Annotated in this window: 12 protein-coding genes and 1 pseudogene; 5 read left to right on the forward strand and 8 right to left on the reverse strand. The window is 60.9% G+C overall.

Annotated features, from left to right (window positions below; genetic code table 11):
- Positions 1-99, reverse strand: a pseudogene (locus DK391_RS45520) (short-chain dehydrogenase); the annotation flags it as partial.
- A gap of 527 nt (positions 100-626) precedes the next feature.
- Positions 627-1,646 (reverse strand): aldehyde reductase, encoded by a 1,020-nt coding sequence (locus DK391_RS41270; protein ID WP_109483771.1) that lies wholly within the window; start codon positions 1,644-1,646, stop codon positions 627-629.
- 100 nt (positions 1,647-1,746) lie between these two features.
- On the opposite strand from DK391_RS41270, the gene DK391_RS41275 reads away from it, so the two are divergent.
- Entirely contained in the window at positions 1,747-2,709 is a 963-nt protein-coding gene (locus DK391_RS41275) for an AraC family transcriptional regulator (protein WP_109483772.1), read from the forward strand.
- A gap of 325 nt (positions 2,710-3,034) precedes the next feature.
- Here DK391_RS41275 and DK391_RS41280 read toward each other — a convergent pair whose 3' ends face one another.
- Positions 3,035-3,577, reverse strand: a complete 543-nt coding sequence (locus tag DK391_RS41280; protein ID WP_109483773.1) for a carbonic anhydrase — start codon at positions 3,575-3,577, stop codon at positions 3,035-3,037.
- A gap of 115 nt (positions 3,578-3,692) precedes the next feature.
- Positions 3,693-4,679, reverse strand: a complete 987-nt coding sequence (locus DK391_RS41285) for a nitrilase-related carbon-nitrogen hydrolase (RefSeq protein WP_109483774.1) — start codon at positions 4,677-4,679, stop codon at positions 3,693-3,695.
- A gap of 217 nt (positions 4,680-4,896) precedes the next feature.
- On the opposite strand from DK391_RS41285, the gene DK391_RS41290 reads away from it, so the two are divergent.
- Entirely contained in the window at positions 4,897-5,853 is a 957-nt protein-coding gene (locus tag DK391_RS41290) for a helix-turn-helix domain-containing protein (RefSeq protein WP_109483775.1), read from the forward strand.
- Between the two features lie 271 nt (positions 5,854-6,124).
- Here the strand turns inward: DK391_RS41290 and DK391_RS41295 are convergent, their stop codons facing one another.
- The 3 genes from DK391_RS41295 to DK391_RS41305 are packed head-to-tail and all read right to left on the reverse strand — an operon-like array spanning position 6,125 to position 10,023.
- Complete coding sequence (locus DK391_RS41295; protein WP_109483776.1) at positions 6,125-7,351, reverse strand: porin; 1,227 nt, start codon at positions 7,349-7,351, stop codon at positions 6,125-6,127.
- 34 nt (positions 7,352-7,385) lie between these two features.
- Entirely contained in the window at positions 7,386-8,720 is a 1,335-nt protein-coding gene (locus DK391_RS41300) for an MFS transporter (protein WP_109483777.1), read from the reverse strand.
- Between the two features lie 58 nt (positions 8,721-8,778).
- Positions 8,779-10,023 (reverse strand): lactonase family protein, encoded by a 1,245-nt coding sequence (locus tag DK391_RS41305; RefSeq protein WP_109483778.1) that lies wholly within the window; start codon positions 10,021-10,023, stop codon positions 8,779-8,781.
- Between the two features lie 76 nt (positions 10,024-10,099).
- Here DK391_RS41305 and acnA point away from each other — a divergent pair, with 76 nt between their 5' ends.
- The 3 genes from acnA (at position 10,100) to DK391_RS41320 (ending at position 14,482) form a co-directional block, all read left to right on the forward strand.
- On the forward strand, positions 10,100-12,724 hold the full coding sequence (gene acnA / locus DK391_RS41310) for an aconitate hydratase AcnA (protein ID WP_109483779.1): 2,625 nt from the start codon (positions 10,100-10,102) through the stop codon (positions 12,722-12,724).
- A gap of 89 nt (positions 12,725-12,813) precedes the next feature.
- Positions 12,814-13,707, forward strand: a complete 894-nt coding sequence (locus DK391_RS41315) for a GntR family transcriptional regulator (protein WP_109483780.1) — start codon at positions 12,814-12,816, stop codon at positions 13,705-13,707.
- Positions 13,708-13,747: 40 nt separating this feature from the next.
- Entirely contained in the window at positions 13,748-14,482 is a 735-nt protein-coding gene (locus tag DK391_RS41320) for an ABC transporter substrate-binding protein (RefSeq protein WP_109483781.1), read from the forward strand.
- Positions 14,483-14,746: 264 nt separating this feature from the next.
- Here the strand turns inward: DK391_RS41320 and DK391_RS41325 are convergent, their stop codons facing one another.
- Positions 14,747-15,046, reverse strand: coding sequence for a hypothetical protein (locus DK391_RS41325; protein ID WP_109483782.1), 300 nt, complete (start codon positions 15,044-15,046; stop codon positions 14,747-14,749).
- Positions 15,047-15,830 lie beyond the last annotated feature (784 nt).

The following is a 15,830-nucleotide window of genomic DNA, read 5'->3' on the forward strand; positions in this document are numbered from 1 at the left end:
AACCTTCGTCGCACCGCGTGCCACTGCCTCGCGAGCGAATGCCAGACCGAGACCGCGATTTGCACCCGTAACAAATACAACTGAACCTTTGACGTTCATGATGAAACTCCAGATAGAAAAGTGGTGGCTTACCCCCTTGCTGCTACCGATCGCGGACAGCAGCAAGAGTTGATGAACGAATCATAATGTGTAATTGCACAGTTTACAGGCGGAAGTACGACAACACTCTGTTGCGTTTCGCAAGACAAACCCGGCTCAAACTGCGCAGCAGAATGCACCGCCGCCAAATGCAACGCGTCATGCCATCAACTCACAGCTGTCGCGCGAAGCAAAAGATCGGGCAATCGCTTCTTGAAAACGCATGCATTTGACGCGGGATGCCGTTTCTCTGCATTGCGCGGTGTCCGACACAACTCCCGAAGCAGCCATTCGTGGCGAGAACCCGCGTGGCGGATCCTGGCCGATACCTCCGGGTTTGTTGCCTCCGGCGGTACGCCAGCCGCGGCCGCACGATGCCGCAGCACCTACCGCACGGATTGCCACTGCACACATCGACGCCGCCCCTCGTGCGTACCTCATGATGGATTGCATCGCGAGCAAAATACCGCTCGCGATACGATTTATGCCTACTCATCGATCAAGCCGAGCCGCAGGAAGCTCTCCGCACTCGCGATGATGGCTTCTTCGCTTGAGCGCGGCTTCCAACCTAACAGGCGGATAGCCTTTGCGCTCGTCGCGTTCATGTCGATGCCAAGCAAAGGCGCGACCGACTTCATGCCGGGATGCTTGCTGACCTCCTCGTCCGGCCAGACGTTGGTCGGCACCTTGCCTGCCACCACGCCGAGCCTGTCTCGCAGCACTTGCGCGACATCGATCATCCGCAGGCTCGCTCCCGCCGTTGCAAGAAACCGCTCGCCGTTAGCGGCGGGATTGGTCATTGCCAACAGATGCAGATCGGCGACGTCGCGGACATCGACGAAACACGAGTTGATGTTTACGCATCCCGGCTGCCCATCCAGCAGGCTTTTGATGATGCGCGTGGAATGCGAGAAATCCGCGCCCAGCACTGGGCCGAGCACCGCCACGGGGTTCACCGCCGACAGCTCCAACCCGCCGCCCTCACGCTCGATAAAGTCCCACGCGGCCCGCTCCGACAGCGTCTTCGACTTCTGATACGGCGCGACATTGCCCGTCAGGTCGCTCCAGTCCGTTTCATCGAAGGGACGCCGGTATTCGGGCGAATGCCCCATGCCGATCGCACCGAACGCGGAGGTCAGCACCACCCGACGCACACCCGCATCGCGCGCGGCGCGCAGCACCCGCAGATTGCCTTCGACGGCAGGTCGGACCCAGTCGTCTTCGCTGACCTGCTCACCCGATGGCGTGGGCGATGCTCCGTGCAAGACGTACACGCAGCCCGATACCGCGTCGTGCCAGCAGGCGTCGTCCGACAGATCGGCCTCGACGAACGAAAGACGCTCGTCCGCCACATTTCCGCCGACTCGCAGCTGCGCGCGCACCTCCTCTTCTCGCGCAAGCGAGCGCACCGTCGTCCGCACGCGATAGCCGCGCTCGAGCAGAGCCAGAATGCAATGCTGCGCAATGAAGCCGGTGCCGCCGCTCACCAAAACCAGTTCGCCACTCATGAAATCGATCCTTCCGTGTGTTGAAGTCCGGTCAGATTAACGGCGCGCGTCCGTACGCAGAATGCTTGAAAGTGCGGCTTAGTTGCGCAATAGTACGAAAATGAACGCTGATCCCTTGTCCGACATCCTCAGGCTGACCTGCGCCCAGTCCCTCGTGACGGGCGGCTTTTCCGCGGGCGGCCCGTGGGCGATCCGTTTTCCGGCGCCCACCAGGATCAAGTTTTTTGCCATTGTGCGCGGCCATTGCTGGGTCAGCATTGAGGGCGAAGCCGAACCCATCCGCTTCGCCGAGGGCGATGTGGGGCTGATGACCATGCCGCGGCCGTTCGTCGTGTCGAGCGAGCCGGGTCTTGTTCCCGTTGATGCGATGAGCCTCTTTGCGGGCGCAGGAAAGTCGCCCGTGCGGATCGGCGACGGCCAGGATTTCGCGTATATCGGCGGACATGTTCTGCTGGATGCCGCGAGCGGCCAGTTGCTCGCGAATGTCCTTCCTCCGTGGATCAGAATCGATGCGTCGCGCGCACAAGCCACCACGTTCCGGTGGCTGCTCGCCGAACTCGTTGCGGAGCGAACCGATACACAGCCCGGCGCGCAGCTGGCGACTGCACATCTGGCGCAGTTGCTGTTCATCCAGATTCTGCGCGCGCACATGGAGTCCGACGCGGTGCTGTCCCCCGGCTGGTTCCGTGCGATGAGCGATCGGCGCCTCGCGCCCGCGCTGGACTTGATGCACGGTGAACCCGCGCGCAACTGGCGCCTTGATGAGCTGGCTGACGCCTGCGCGATGTCGCGCACCACCTTCGCGGTGCGCTTCAGAACCACGGCCGGTTTGCCCGCTCTGACCTATCTCGCCGAATGGCGCATGCGTCTCGCGGAGCGCGCGTTGCGGGATGGCGCGACGTCAGTTGCGCTCATCGCGGAATCTATCGGCTATGCGTCAGAAAGCGCATTCAGCAACGCGTTCAAGCGATCCACCGGATACTCACCAAGGGAATATCGCCATTCGGCGCGGACGTCCAGTGAGCACATTGAGATTCTGGCATCCGAGCATGTAGCACCGTGATCGCGCTCAATGCAAATTGGAACGCAGCGCCTTCAGGCCGCGCTAAGATGCTGGCGCAACAGCTAGCGCAGCGTCGTCATAACGATTGTTTTCTGATCGCTCCCGCCCCTGCGAACCGGCGCCGCAACCGCCGCCCTGCCTACGGTCGAGCCTTCGCGCTTTCAACGATATGTATCAGAGTGCGACGGTCAGTCCGTGTACTCACTCGTGCACGACGGCGGCTGAACGAGTCAACTCGGCCGCACGTCGCTTGCCGACGTATGGGACAGTGGTGAGCGCTCAGGAAAAGCCCGACGATGTGCCGGCTCATATATTCAGCCGATTCTCAACCTGCCGTCTTACGCAAAGCCGCGGGAGGAACCACGGTCTTAATGAGGCCTGTTTTGACGTCATACACCAGCCCTGACACGATCAGGTTATCGGGAAGATCGTTGTTCGCGCGGAGTGCCGCGACATCGAGTGCCACCGCCTCGAACGGTTCGGTGATAGCGAGTTCATCGAGCGCGTCTGTCTCGACGCCAAGATGCTTCGCGAGCAGCGCAGGGGCATGCTTGTGGCAGCCGATGATCCCGCAATCGGTGTGCTGCAGCAAGACGAGATTGCGCGCACCATCGGGACGTCCTGCCGCTTTCGCGACGACGCTCAGGACTGCCAGCGTTTCTAGGAGGTTTTTGTTGACTCGGCCACCGACATTGCGACTCACGGCCGCCTCGCCCTGTTTCAAACCCAGCACACTGGCGGGATCGACGCGCGGGTCGACACAGCCGACAACCACCGTTCCCGTCGACGGCATCATCTTCAGTTCGGGCGCGAACGCGGTGTTCGCGAAGTCGGCGTTACGCTCCAGCATGACATCGTTGAAGTCCATTTTGCTTGCTCCTGCGTTGTTGGCACAAAGTGGCCTGGTTGAATCTCAAGTGTCAGGCGCATCGCAATCGCGCGATGCGCACTCGACGACGGTATCGCGCGATTTCACACGCGGCTCAGGCGAGCTCTTCCAGATCTTTGACGGGCTCTTCACCCACCGCGCGCACCGATCGCTCGATGACATGCAGCTTCGGTGTGCGGTCGATCACGAGGCCAAGCACGTCGGGACGGCTGTAATGACCACGCGAGTCCATCATGCGTTTGCGCTTGTCGATCTGCCAGAAATCTAGATCGGCGATGATCTCGCCTTCTCCTTCACGCAGCGGCGCGCCACCCATGTACTCGCCGTCCGGCGAAACGATGGCGGTAAAGCAGCCGCTGGAGATCGGGCCGATCTGGGTTGTGTTGGTATCCTTCAGAATCTGCTGTTGCTGCTCGGGCGCAAGCCACGCGGTCGCGTTGACCACGAAGGCCCCCGCCTCCAGCGCATGCTGGCGAATGTTCACGGAAATCTGCTCAGAGAAAAGATCGCCGGCGAACGAACCCGGATACATCGCAGAATGGATTTCCTCACCATCGGCCATCAGCGCATAGCGAGCGAGCGGGTTGTAGTGCTCCCAGCACGCCAGCTGGCCGACCCGGCCCACAGCGGTATCGACAGCGCGCAGACCCGAGCCATCGCCCATTCCCCAGACCATTCGCTCGTGATAAGTCGGCGAAAGCTTCCGGCGGCGCTGCACGAGCGTGCCATCGGCATCGAACAGGAGTTGCGTGTTGTAGAGCGGGCCGCCGTCGCGTTCATTGACGCCAATCGACACCACCATTCCCGCCTGGCGTGCCGCTTCGCCGATTGCGCGAGTCGTCTCCGACGGAACCGTCACAGCCTGCTCGAGCAGCTTGTAATGCTCGGCACCCATGGCAAATGGCGATTCGATGAACGAGAAGTACGGATAATAGGGAACGACAGTCTCGGGGAACGTCGCGAACTGGACGCCCTGTTTGCCGAGTTCCAGAATTTTCTTGACGACTTTATCGACGGTGCCTTCCCGGCTATAGAGGACAGGCGCTATCTGGACGGCTGCGGCGCGGATGATTTTCGACATGATGAGGTTCCTTTCGCTGGTGCGAGACGGATAAGAGAAGTGCTTGTACCTTAACGTCGCGGGCCATTACGAACCATGTCGTTGTTGCCACCATTCATGACATCCGTCGTCCGGGCGCAGTAAGCTCACTACTCGGATTCATCAGTCCGCTATCGGGGAATTCGACCCGGACGGCGCTCGTTCACACCACGTTCATATTGCAGACAGCAGGTCAGATATGCACCGGATTGGCTTCATAGTGCCGAAAAGATTTCAGCTGATGAGCCTCGCGGCTCTGACGGTGTTCGAGATCGCGAACATGCCGCCGAGAGGCCCTTGCTACGAGATCCATCTGCTGTCCGAACACGGTGGTCCTGTTGTCTCTTCGGGTGGCATGACACTGGAAACCGAGGCGTTCGGCGATCCCGCATTCGACACGGTCATCGTGGGCTCGATTACCGAAATGAAGATGCCGGCTTCCGATGCGCCGGTGGTCGCATTCGTCAGGGAGGCTGCGAAGGTATCCAGACGGATATCCTCGATCTGCAGTGGCGCATTCGTCCTCGCCGAGGCAGGACTGCTGGATGGCAGACGTGCAACCATGCATTGGGCTCACGCGTCCGAATTCAGGGCGCGCTTTCCCAATGTCCGCACAGAAGAAGACCGGATATTTGTCAACGACGGTCCGTTCTGGACTTCAGCGGGAATGACAGCGGGGATCGATCTCGCCCTGGCGTTGCTCGACAACGACCTTGGCCCCGACGCTGCAAAAATGATAGCCCGCCTGCTTGTCATGAATCAGCGTCGACTGGGTGGTCAGATGCAGCATTCCGCATTGCTGGACATGACGCCGAAATCCGATCGCATCGAACTGGTTCTCGCGCACATTCGCCGCAACCTGCGCAATCCACTCACCATCGAAGAACTTGCGGAAGTGGCGAATCTGAGCCCTCGCCAGTTCAGCCGCGCGTTCGTCGCGGAGACGGGGCAGTCGCCCGCCAAAGCTGTCGAGCAGCTTCGTCTGGAAGCAGCCAGATTCATGATCGAGCAAGGGCGCCACACGATCAACGTGGTAGCGCAGGAAACGGGTTTCGCGGACCGGGAACGGATGCGCCGTGCCTTCGTCCGGACGTATGGTGTACCAGCCGATATCTTGCGCAGAAACGCCCGGCCGGAAGCCGCCACCGGCAACTGAAGTCCCTGAGTGTAGCGAGCGAGACCCACGCACGACTCGCCCGAAAATGGTCGATCCCCGGGGCAAACGAGAGTGTCAAATGTCAGCGTCGCAGCGATGGCGAGCGTCCGAACCTGGCCGCTCTCTGCCCAACGGGGTCGTCCCCGATCGACCCTAAACGGTCGACGCACTGAACCACTTGACCGGCTCTGTCTGGCGTCAAAACGGTCATTCGAGTGGGATCACTCACATTGCTCTGAAAAGCGTCTGCGGATGGCGTCGCGCTGGATCGTCAGAATTTGTGGCGAATTCCGACCCGCAACGAGACCTGCCTGTTGGTGGTCGATGGCGTCAGGCCGGTAATCTGCGCCACGGCGCTTTGGCCCAGCGAGTCCGTGCCGCTCGCCTTTTCATACACCGCGATGGTGTAGACGTCCGTGCGCTTCGACAGGAAATAGTCCACGCCTGCGCTGAACAGGTTGTAGTTCGCGCCGCCTTTGCCGCCCGCGCCGCCATTACGCGTGTAATCGTATGCAATGCCGACGAGCAACGAAGGCGTGAATTGATACTTTGCGTTGATCTCCGCGTTATTGAATGCCGCAGTGCCTTTGTAGCCCAGCGGGTTCGGTCCTGAAGCCGAACCCATGTCCTCGAATCGCGTGTTCGAATAGGCGAGGTTCACGTTGAGCCCGCCAAGCGTCACGCCCGCGCCCACGCCCGCAATCTCCAGGCGATTCGCCGACGCATATCCGGCAAAGACGGGATTGCTCTCGGGGCTGGTCGCGCTGCCGAAGCTCCCAAGGTTATTCGTCGTCGCGGGGCCCGCGTTCGGATTCGCGCCGAAGAACGACGTGTTCGGATTGCGGATGTTCAGATACCCCGCGCCGATCGAGAACGGACCATTGGCGTACGCAGCGCCCGCGCCCCAGATCCAGTTACTCGAAAACGAACCGGGCGTGCCGCCAAGGTTCATCATCGCTTCGACAGTCAGGCCACGATAGCTGGCGCTGCGGAACTTGATCGAGTTGTTGATACGGCGCGTGTTGAGGGCATTGTCGAGATCGCTGGGATGCGAACTCATGTAGCCGCCCCATTGCGGCGCTGCGAGAAACGGCCCGTACAGATCGACGACGGGATCGTATTGACGACCCAAGGTCACCGACCCGATCGGATTGCTCAACCCGACATACGCCTGGCGTCCGAACAGCGCGCCGCCCTGATTGGCCACGCCGTTGTTGCTATAAAAACCGCTTTCCAGCACGAAGATCGCTTTGAGGCCGCTGCCGAGGTCTTCGCTGCCTCTCAAGCCCCAACGGCTTCCCTGCAAACCGGCCGATCCGCCTTCGATCATCGCAATCTGATGCCCGCCAACGAGACCTCGCGAAGTCTTCGCCGTCTGTACGTTGTTCGTGTAGTTCAACCCGCTATCGATAAGACCGTATAGCGTGACATTGCTTTGCGCATAAACGAATCCCGTCGATCCGATTAGTATGACTAATGACAATAGCGACTTCTTCATCGAAAAGATCTCCTCCAGGTAACGGTATTTTTGTCTAGTGAGTCTGATTGGCGACCGCGCCGTGTGCGTCGGCATCCCGCTGCTCATGTACGCGAATAAAGAACGTCATGAAGAACGATGCAACGAGCAACGCAGCGAGGAACAGCAAACCGGGCGTCGCGCTTTGACCGGAGCCTTTGATATAGCCAATCGCAAACGGCCCGACAAAGCCGCCCAGATTGCCAACCGAGTTGATCACCGCAATCGACACAGCCGCCGTCGAGCGCGTCAGGAACAGCGTCGGCAGAGCCCAGAATGGCGACTTGAACGCGTACAGGCCTGCGAGGCTCACGCTGATCAGCGTGATCGATACATAAGGGTTGTTCGTGAGTCCGGCGCCGAGCAGCGCGAGCGCAGCGACGGCAAGCGGAATCGCCGAATGCAAACGCCGTTCGCTATGACGGTCGGAACTGCGCGACCACAGCACCATCACGATCGTCGCGAAGATATACGGAATCGTCGCGATGAGACCGACTTGCGTGTGGCTCAATGTCTTCGAAAAGCCCTTGATGATCTGCGGCATCCAGTAACCCACGCCGAGACTGCCGCACTGATACACAAAATAAATGAACGACAGATACAGGACTTTCGGATTGGTCATCGCCTTGAGCGAGCCGAAGTGCTTCGCGTCGGGGCGCGCTTTACGGTCGCTCGCCAGTTCGCTCAGCAGCCATTCGCGTTCGGCAGGCTTGAGCCATTTTGCGTCGGCGGGACGATCGGTCAGATACAGGAAGCACAGAATGCCGCCGATCAACGCGGGCGCACCTTCGAGCACCAGCATCCAGCGCCAGCCGCTCCAGTTCAGCCAGTGGACGCTATCCATGATCCACGTGCTCAACGGCGCGCCGATGATGTACGACACGGGAATAGCAGCCGTGAACAGCGCGACAGTGGTCGCGAGTTCTTTCGAGCGGAACCAGTACGTCAGATAGACGATGATGCCGGGGAAAAAGCCCGCTTCGGCAACGCCCAGCAGAAAGCGCAACGCATAAAGCTGGGTGGCGTTCTGCACGAACGCAGAACCAACGGAAACCATGCCCCACGTCACGAGAATGCGCGCGATCCACACGCGCGCACCGTACTTGTTGAGCATCACGTTGCTGGGCACTTCGAAAATAAAGTAGCCGATAAAGAAGATGCCCGACGCGAACCCGAACGCCTCGCTGCTCAACGCGAGATCGCGATTCATCTGCAACGCCGCGTAACCGATATTCGCGCGGTCCAGATACGAAATGATGTAGAGGATGAAAACGAACGGAATGATCCGCCAGGCGATCTTGCGTACGAGCGCGCGCTCGTCGATGGCCTGTGTGGCTTGATTGGCTTGCATGTGTCTCTCCACCGGCGGGCTGGCCCGCCAGGTTCTTTTGAAATCGGTACGGCGCGAGTTACGCGTGCTGCGGCGAGAACACCATGCACACGGGGCTGCCGGAATCGACGGAAAAGCCCGTTGGCTTGAGCTGGCCGGTCGTGGCATTGACGGCGAACGCGACGATCGTGTCGCTGTCTTCGTTTAGTGCGTACATGAGGCGGCCGTCGGGCGTGCTCGTCATGAAGCGCGGCGTGCGGCCGAGCGTCGGCTCGGCGTCGATGAAGGTCAGATGGCCGGTCGCCTGATCGATGCGGAACACGGCGATGCTGTCGAAGCCACGATTCGACGCATAAACGAAGCGCCCCGACGGATCGACTTCGATCTCCGACGCCCGGCTATTGCCCGTGTAGGTATCGGGCAGCGACGACACGATCTGCACCGGCGTCAGCGCCCCATTGGCCGGCGAATAGCGATAAGTCGCTACAGTCGAATCGAGTTCGTTGACGACATACGCATACGCACCCTCCGGATGAAATGCGACGTGGCGCGGCCCCGCCGTTTCGCGCGACACGACGAAGCCGGGCGTGGCTGGCGTCAGTTGGCCGTCCTTAAAGCGGAACGTGAACACGCGGTCCAGCCCCTTGTCGGGCACGATCACAAACTCGCCCGTTGGATCGAATGGATTGAAATGCGGCTTGGCCTGCTTCTGTTCGACACGATGCGGGCCAATCGGGCCTTCGAGATGCACGAGTTGGGTCAACGCCTGCAGCGAACCGTCGGCCGCGATCGGCAGCACGGCGAGGCTCGCGCCGATATGGTTCGACACGACGATATAGCGCCCCGACGGGTCGATCGCGAGATGCACGGGGTTCTTGCCCTGCGTGCTCTGGCGGTTCAGGAACGTCAGCTTGCCCGACGCCGTGTCGACCTTGAACGCGCTGATATCGCTCGCGTCGCCATGGACGGTGTAAAGACGCTCGCCGTTGCGGCTCAGCGCGAGAAATGACGGGTTGACGAGGTCCTTCACGAGTTGGACGAGTTCGAGCGCGCCCGTTTCCGTATTGACCTGATAGACGCTGATGCCCTCGCCGTGGGCATTCCGCTCGCGGGTCGTCCGCGATCCGACATAAGCAAACATGGGTTTCTTTCCTTTGAGATCTGTCTGGCGCAACGCCCGGTCCTCCGCGAAAACCGGCCCGGCGACCGCGCCAATCGCGGCCAGTGCGCCAAACGCCGCGGCTTGCTGAACGAAGCGCCGCCGCGCCTCGCTCGGGCCCGCTTTTCCTGGCGGTGCACGCCACTCACAGCCGGTTTTCTTCATCTGATGTCTCCAAAATTTGGCATCTGGGGTTTGCACTAGATTGCATTTTTACCTGGCAAAGTGCAAAAATACAGTCATGGAAAACACTTACTCCCCCACTGAAGCCCGTTTGAGCGTCGATGGCGTGTCGTATCGCTATGTCGATCTGCCGGGTCTGTTCGGCGACAAGCTGCGTGAATTGCCCGTCGTGCTGCGTCTGCTGCTGGAAAACGTCATCCGCAACACGGAGGGCGACGAGCAGCGGCAAGCCGTGGAAGGCATCCTTGCGTGGACGGCGCGCGCCACCAGCGAAGCCGAAATCGCGTTCCAGCCCAATCGCGTGCTGATGCACGACACGACCAGCACGCCCGCGCTCGTCGATATCGCCGGCATGCGTGATGCGCTCGCGGAAGCGGGTGCCGATCCGGCGACGCTGAACCCGGTGCTGCCCGTCGATTCATCCGTCGATCATTCGCTGGCCGTCGAGTACTTCGCTCAGAAGGACGCGGCGCCTGCGAACCTCAAGCTCGAATTGCGGCGCAACGCGGAGCGCTACCGTTTCCTGCGCTGGGCGTCGAAGGCGTTGAAGGGCGTGCGCATCCATCCGCCGGGCACGGGGATCATGCATACGATCAATCTGGAGCAGCTCGCCACCGTGGTTACAGCGGTCGAGCGCGACGGCGAGCAGTGGGCCGTCCCCGACACGCTGATCGGCACCGACAGCCACACGCCGATGATCAACGGCATCGGCGTACTGGGCTGGGGCGTGGGCGGACTCGAAGCGCAGACGGTGATGTTCGGCATGCCCGTGATGCAGCGCATTCCCGATGTAATCGGCGTGCGGCTCACGGGCGCGATGCAGCCGGGCGCGCTCGCCACCGATCTCGCGTTGACGGTGACGCAGCGCCTGCGCGCCATCGGCGTGTCGGGCGAGTTCGTCGAGTTCTTCGGTCCCGGCGTGACCACGCTCAGCGCGGGAGACCGCGCGGTGGTGGCCAACATGGCGCCGGAATACGGCGCATCGACGGGTTTTTTCCCGATCGATCAACACACGCTCGACTATCTGCGCGCAACGAACCGGACGGAAACATCGGTCAAACTGGTCGAAGCGTTTGCGCGACACACGGGGACATGGTTCGAGCCGCAAGCCGAGCCGCGCTACACGCGAACCATCGATATCGATCTCGCCAGTATCGGCCTGCATATCGCCGGGCCGCGCCGTCCGCAGGATCTGCTCGATTACTCACAGACGGCAACCACGCTGGCGAAGCTCGACTTTCAGCCGGCGCAATCGCATCCATCGATGCCGAAGCATCCCGTCGCGATTGCCGCGATTACGAGCTGCACGAACACATCCGATCCGGCTTTGCTGATCGCGGCCGGTCTGCTTGCGCGCAAAGCTCGCGCGTTGGGATTGAGCGTGCCGTCGTGGGTGAAGACGTCGCTCGGTCCTGGTTCGCCTGCCGCCGCTGCGTATCTCGACCGCGCCGGGTTGATCGACGATCTGTCGGCGGTCGGCTTCGATATCGTCGGCTATGGGTGTACGACGTGCATCGGCAACTCCGGGCCATTGACGGAGCCGATTCGCGCAGCGCTCGCGCAACAGAGCATCTATCCCGTCGCAATGCTGTCGGGCAACCGCAACTTCCCCGGCCGTATTCACCCCGACCTCGATCTCGGCTTCATCATGTCGCCGCCGCTGGTGATCGCTTTTGCCCTCGCTGCCGACGCGGGAAAAGACCTGAGTGTCGAGCCAGTCCAGCAGACATCGGACGGTCAGCCCGTGTATCTGCGCGACCTCTGGCCGACGCGCGAAGAAGTCGACGCACTCGTACGCGCCGCCGCCGATCCGCATGACTATCCGCGCGCCTTCGCGCTCGCCAGCCGCAACCCGACGTGGCACGATCTCGACGCGCCCGACAGCGCGCGGTTTCCGTGGAATCCGGCATCGACGGCGCTGCGTCGTCCGCCGTTCGCATCGGCAACGCAGGGCAGCCAGCTTGGCCGCTATCGCGCGTATCCGCTGCTGGTGCTCGGCGACGACGTGACGACCGACCACATTTCACCCGCCAGCGCGATTCCGAAAGACAGTTTCGTCGCGGACTTCCTGGTCTCGCGCGGCGACGATCGCGACGATCTGAATGTGTTCGCCTCGCGGCGCGGCAACTGGGAAGTGATGATGCGCGCGGCCTTCTACAACCGGACGCTGGTCAACCGCCTGCGCGCCGGCATGCCCGTCGCGCACACACTGCATGTGCCGAGCGGCGCCGTCATGCCGATCTTCGAAGCCGCGCAGCGCTATCGCGATGACGGCGACGCCGTCGTGCTGGTCGCGGGCGAGCGCTACGGCACAGGGTCGTCGCGCGACTGGGCGGCCAAGGGACAACGGCTGCTCGGCATTCGCGCGGTGCTGGCCGTGAGCTTCGAGCGTATCCATCGGTCGAACCTGATCGGCATGGGCATTCTGCCGCTGCGTTTTGCAGGCGGCACGAATCCCGACACGCTCGATCTGCAACCCGGTGATAAGCTCGAAGTCGACGCTGCGAGTGATACGCTGTCGCCTCGTTGCAAGGTGGGCGTGCGCGTGGTCCGCGCAAACGGCAGCGTGCAACCCATCGAAGCGACGGCGGCCGTCGAAACGCAGCTCGAATGCACGCTGTTGCGTTCAGGCGGCGTCATCCCGCTGATATTGCAGAAAAGTTTGCAGGCGCAGGAGGCTTGAGACCGGGCCTCTGCTGCCGCATTTGCGTTTTGACTGGCACCGCTGTGTGCGCCTGGCGCTAAAGGCCGAAAGCAGAAGGCACGACTCAGATGATCGACCGATCCATTGCGACCCAGATTGTTGAACTGATTAAGACCGAAGGACTCGACGCCGGCGCGCATCTGCCCGCGCAGATGCTGGCCGACCGTCTGCGCGTGTCACGCTCGCCCGTCAACGAAGCGCTCGCGCTGCTGCACGAGAAAGGCATCCTGACGCGCGAAAAGAATCGCGGCTTCTTCGTTGCGAAGCCTGTGGTCGAGCCGCTGGCGGATGTCGTCGGTGAGTTGGGGCTCGCGGAAACCGATGTCGTGACGAGTGTGTATTTCCAGATCGCAGATGACCGTCTGAAAGGCGAATTGCCCGACGAGTTTTCCGAGCAGCTGATCCGCAACCGCTACGGCTTGACGAGTGCGCAGTTGACAGCCGTGCTCGGTCGTATCGCGCAGGAAGGTTGGGCCGAGCGCAAGCCTGGCTACGGCTGGCAGTTCTCGCCGATGCTGACCACGCCCGACAGTCTGCTGAAATCGTATCGTCTGCGTCTCGCACTCGAACCTGCCGCGTTGCTGGAACCGGGCTACCGCCTGGAGCGCAAGGTGCTCGAACGCTGCCGCGATGTCGAGAAGCATCTGCTGGCGGGCGGCATCGAAACGGACACGGCCGACCAGTTGCATGATCGCGGTGTGCGGTTTCACGAGTCGCTGGTCGAAGCATCGGGGAACAGTTTTTTCATCGACACAATCAGACGCGTCAATCGCGTGCGACGTCTGCTGTCGTATCGCTCGATGCAGCATCGCGAGCGCTATGTCGAACACGCGAAGCAGCACTTGCATCTGCTGGAACTGCTGGAACACGAGCGCAACGAAGAGGCGTCAGAGGCGATGCGCGAGCACCTGCTGCATACGCTCGACGCGCTCTCGCGCATCAGTGAGATTCTTGAACCTTAAGGCCGCGACCACCTGATAACGCGGCCGCCACGGAGCATCCATGACCATCGATTCATCCGTCGTCACCGCGTTCACGCCCACCGGCAAGGTGCGCGCGTCGATCAATCTCGGTAACCCGATCCTTGCCAACAAGCACGCTGAAACGGGCGAACCGTTCGGCGTGTCCATCGATCTGGCGCGCGCGTTTGCCGAAAGACTTGGTGTCGAACTGGAACTGGTCGTGTTCGATACCGCTGGCAAATCGGTCGAGGCCATCAACGAAGAACGCGCGGACTTCGGCTTCTTCGCGGTCGATCCATTGCGCGGTGAGTTGATTGCATTCACCGCACCGTATGTGCTGATCGAAGGCTTCTATCTGGTGCGCGACGATTCGCCTGTCAAGACGAATGCCGATGTCGATCGGCCGCACAACCGCGTCGCCGTCGGTGAAGGGAGTGCGTATGACCTGTTTCTGACCCGCGAACTGAAAGCCGCACAAATGGTGCGCGCACCGACATCGCCCGCTGTCGTGCAGACTTTCCTCGAGCAGAATCTCGAAGTCGCTGCCGGCGTGAAGCAGCAGCTCGAAGCCGACGCAAGGAAGGTCGGCGGACTTCGCCTGCTCGATGAGCGCTTCATGGTGATCCAGCAGGCAATGGGCACGCCGAAAAGCCGCGGCGAAGCAGCTGCGGCTGCGCTGCATGCGTTTGTCGAAGAGATGAAGGCTTCGGGGTTCGTCACCAATGCATTGAATCGACATGGGATTATCGGGGCGTCGGTCGCGCCGAAGGTTTAGCTCCGGGCTAGAGGACTCCGAATGAGCGACGCACAGTAATGCGGAAGATCGGCCTCTCAAAGAGATCAGCGGTCTCACGCAGTTACACGACAGGATTTGGTCGAGCCCCGAAATTCGTTTTCGGCGAGCGTTTGGTCACGCTGCTTCCAGTCCGAACTTCCGTAGTCGACCCGAAGCGGGCATCCAGCGTTCTCCAAAGCGGTCGTTGAGAGTCCGCGAACAGAGAGCGATTGACGTCAATACAGACGATATTTGCTGCTCACGCTAGGCAAACGGTCGCGGACACGGACTCCATTCCGCGCCCGTTCGCGAAGAGGCCGCCGTATTGTGTTCGACGATGCAAATCACGCCGAGCTCGCGCAGATCCTCAAGAATGTCAGCGATATATTGCTTCGCGGTACGTCCGCCAACGGTCAACCAGTCGTCGTAGTAAAAATTTTCTGATGTGGCGAGCCAATCACAGATTGCCTCGAGCGTCGTCGGTTGATTCTCAGCCTTCAGAAGGTGAAGTGCCTTCAGTACGCCAATCGCCACGCTTCCGGAACGCGATTTTCCTTCAATCATTTCTCACCTTGATTCACAGAGAACGTTCGCCATCGGGCACATCAAACGTAGCGGCAGCAAGTACGGCAGTTTCATATCGATCTGGAGGCTACCGTCGAGTGACCGAAACTGGCCGAGCCCGTGTGAAAACGCAAAAGTACTCGGTTTTCGGGTGTCGCTTTACCCTTCGCGAGATGCCACTAGGCCGTTACGCGGCGATCTGAGGGGGCGACTTTCGAGAACGCTTCAGCGTGAAAGCGTTTTCACACGGGCTCGGCCGCTCGAGGACGGTTACTCCTCGAATGGGCCAGCTTCAAACGTTGCTCTTCCATGGGCGTACTCTCGACTCCATATGTCTCGAGGATCATCTCCTGAGCCCTTGACAGCGAAAGAAGCGTTTTGCAGGCACTGCGCCAACTTGGCGAAGAGAGCAATGATCGACCAGCTATCCAGAAAGAAGAGGGTTGATGTCGGTAGCGCAGATTGACACGCCTCGAACAAGTTGCTCAAGACGTCGTGACTCAACGCTCGTTCATCGAGAAATTCAAGAAGTTCCTGCCGTGATCCAACTGCATCCAGTGGCTCGCCGTCAAAGGGATAAACCCAGACCTGTGTATGAAAGCTCATATCGACTCACGCAGCATAATCTTCGGAAAGTTCGAGCGCCTGCGCTCTAGGCAGCGCACCATTGTCGACGATCCAGCGGGGTATGTCGAATGGCCGAAACTGGCCGATTCTGTTGAAAAACTCCCCGCCAAATCGAATTTTGGCTATCCTGGAAGACATTGATCGACGGGGGTGAACG

The sequence above is a fragment of the Paraburkholderia sp. C35 genome (assembly GCF_003121405.1).
GTDB lineage: Bacteria > Pseudomonadota > Gammaproteobacteria > Burkholderiales > Burkholderiaceae > Paraburkholderia.

Coding starts and splice junctions, on each gene's coding strand:
- DK391_RS41295 (WP_109483776.1), bottom strand. CDS start 7,351: ATGAAGAAGTCGCTATTGTCATTAGTCATACTAATCGGATCGACGGGA.
- DK391_RS41325 (WP_109483782.1), bottom strand. CDS start 15,046: ATGATTGAAGGAAAATCGCGTTCCGGAAGCGTGGCGATTGGCGTACTG.
- acnA (WP_109483779.1), top strand. CDS start 10,100: ATGGAAAACACTTACTCCCCCACTGAAGCCCGTTTGAGCGTCGATGGC.
- DK391_RS41320 (WP_109483781.1), top strand. CDS start 13,748: ATGACCATCGATTCATCCGTCGTCACCGCGTTCACGCCCACCGGCAAG.
- DK391_RS41300 (WP_109483777.1), bottom strand. CDS start 8,720: ATGCAAGCCAATCAAGCCACACAGGCCATCGACGAGCGCGCGCTCGTA.
- DK391_RS41275 (WP_109483772.1), top strand. CDS start 1,747: ATGAACGCTGATCCCTTGTCCGACATCCTCAGGCTGACCTGCGCCCAG.
- DK391_RS41305 (WP_109483778.1), bottom strand. CDS start 10,023: ATGAAGAAAACCGGCTGTGAGTGGCGTGCACCGCCAGGAAAAGCGGGC.
- DK391_RS41285 (WP_109483774.1), bottom strand. CDS start 4,679: ATGTCGAAAATCATCCGCGCCGCAGCCGTCCAGATAGCGCCTGTCCTC.
- DK391_RS41280 (WP_109483773.1), bottom strand. CDS start 3,577: ATGGACTTCAACGATGTCATGCTGGAGCGTAACGCCGACTTCGCGAAC.
- DK391_RS41270 (WP_109483771.1), bottom strand. CDS start 1,646: ATGAGTGGCGAACTGGTTTTGGTGAGCGGCGGCACCGGCTTCATTGCG.
- DK391_RS41290 (WP_109483775.1), top strand. CDS start 4,897: ATGCACCGGATTGGCTTCATAGTGCCGAAAAGATTTCAGCTGATGAGC.
- DK391_RS41315 (WP_109483780.1), top strand. CDS start 12,814: ATGATCGACCGATCCATTGCGACCCAGATTGTTGAACTGATTAAGACC.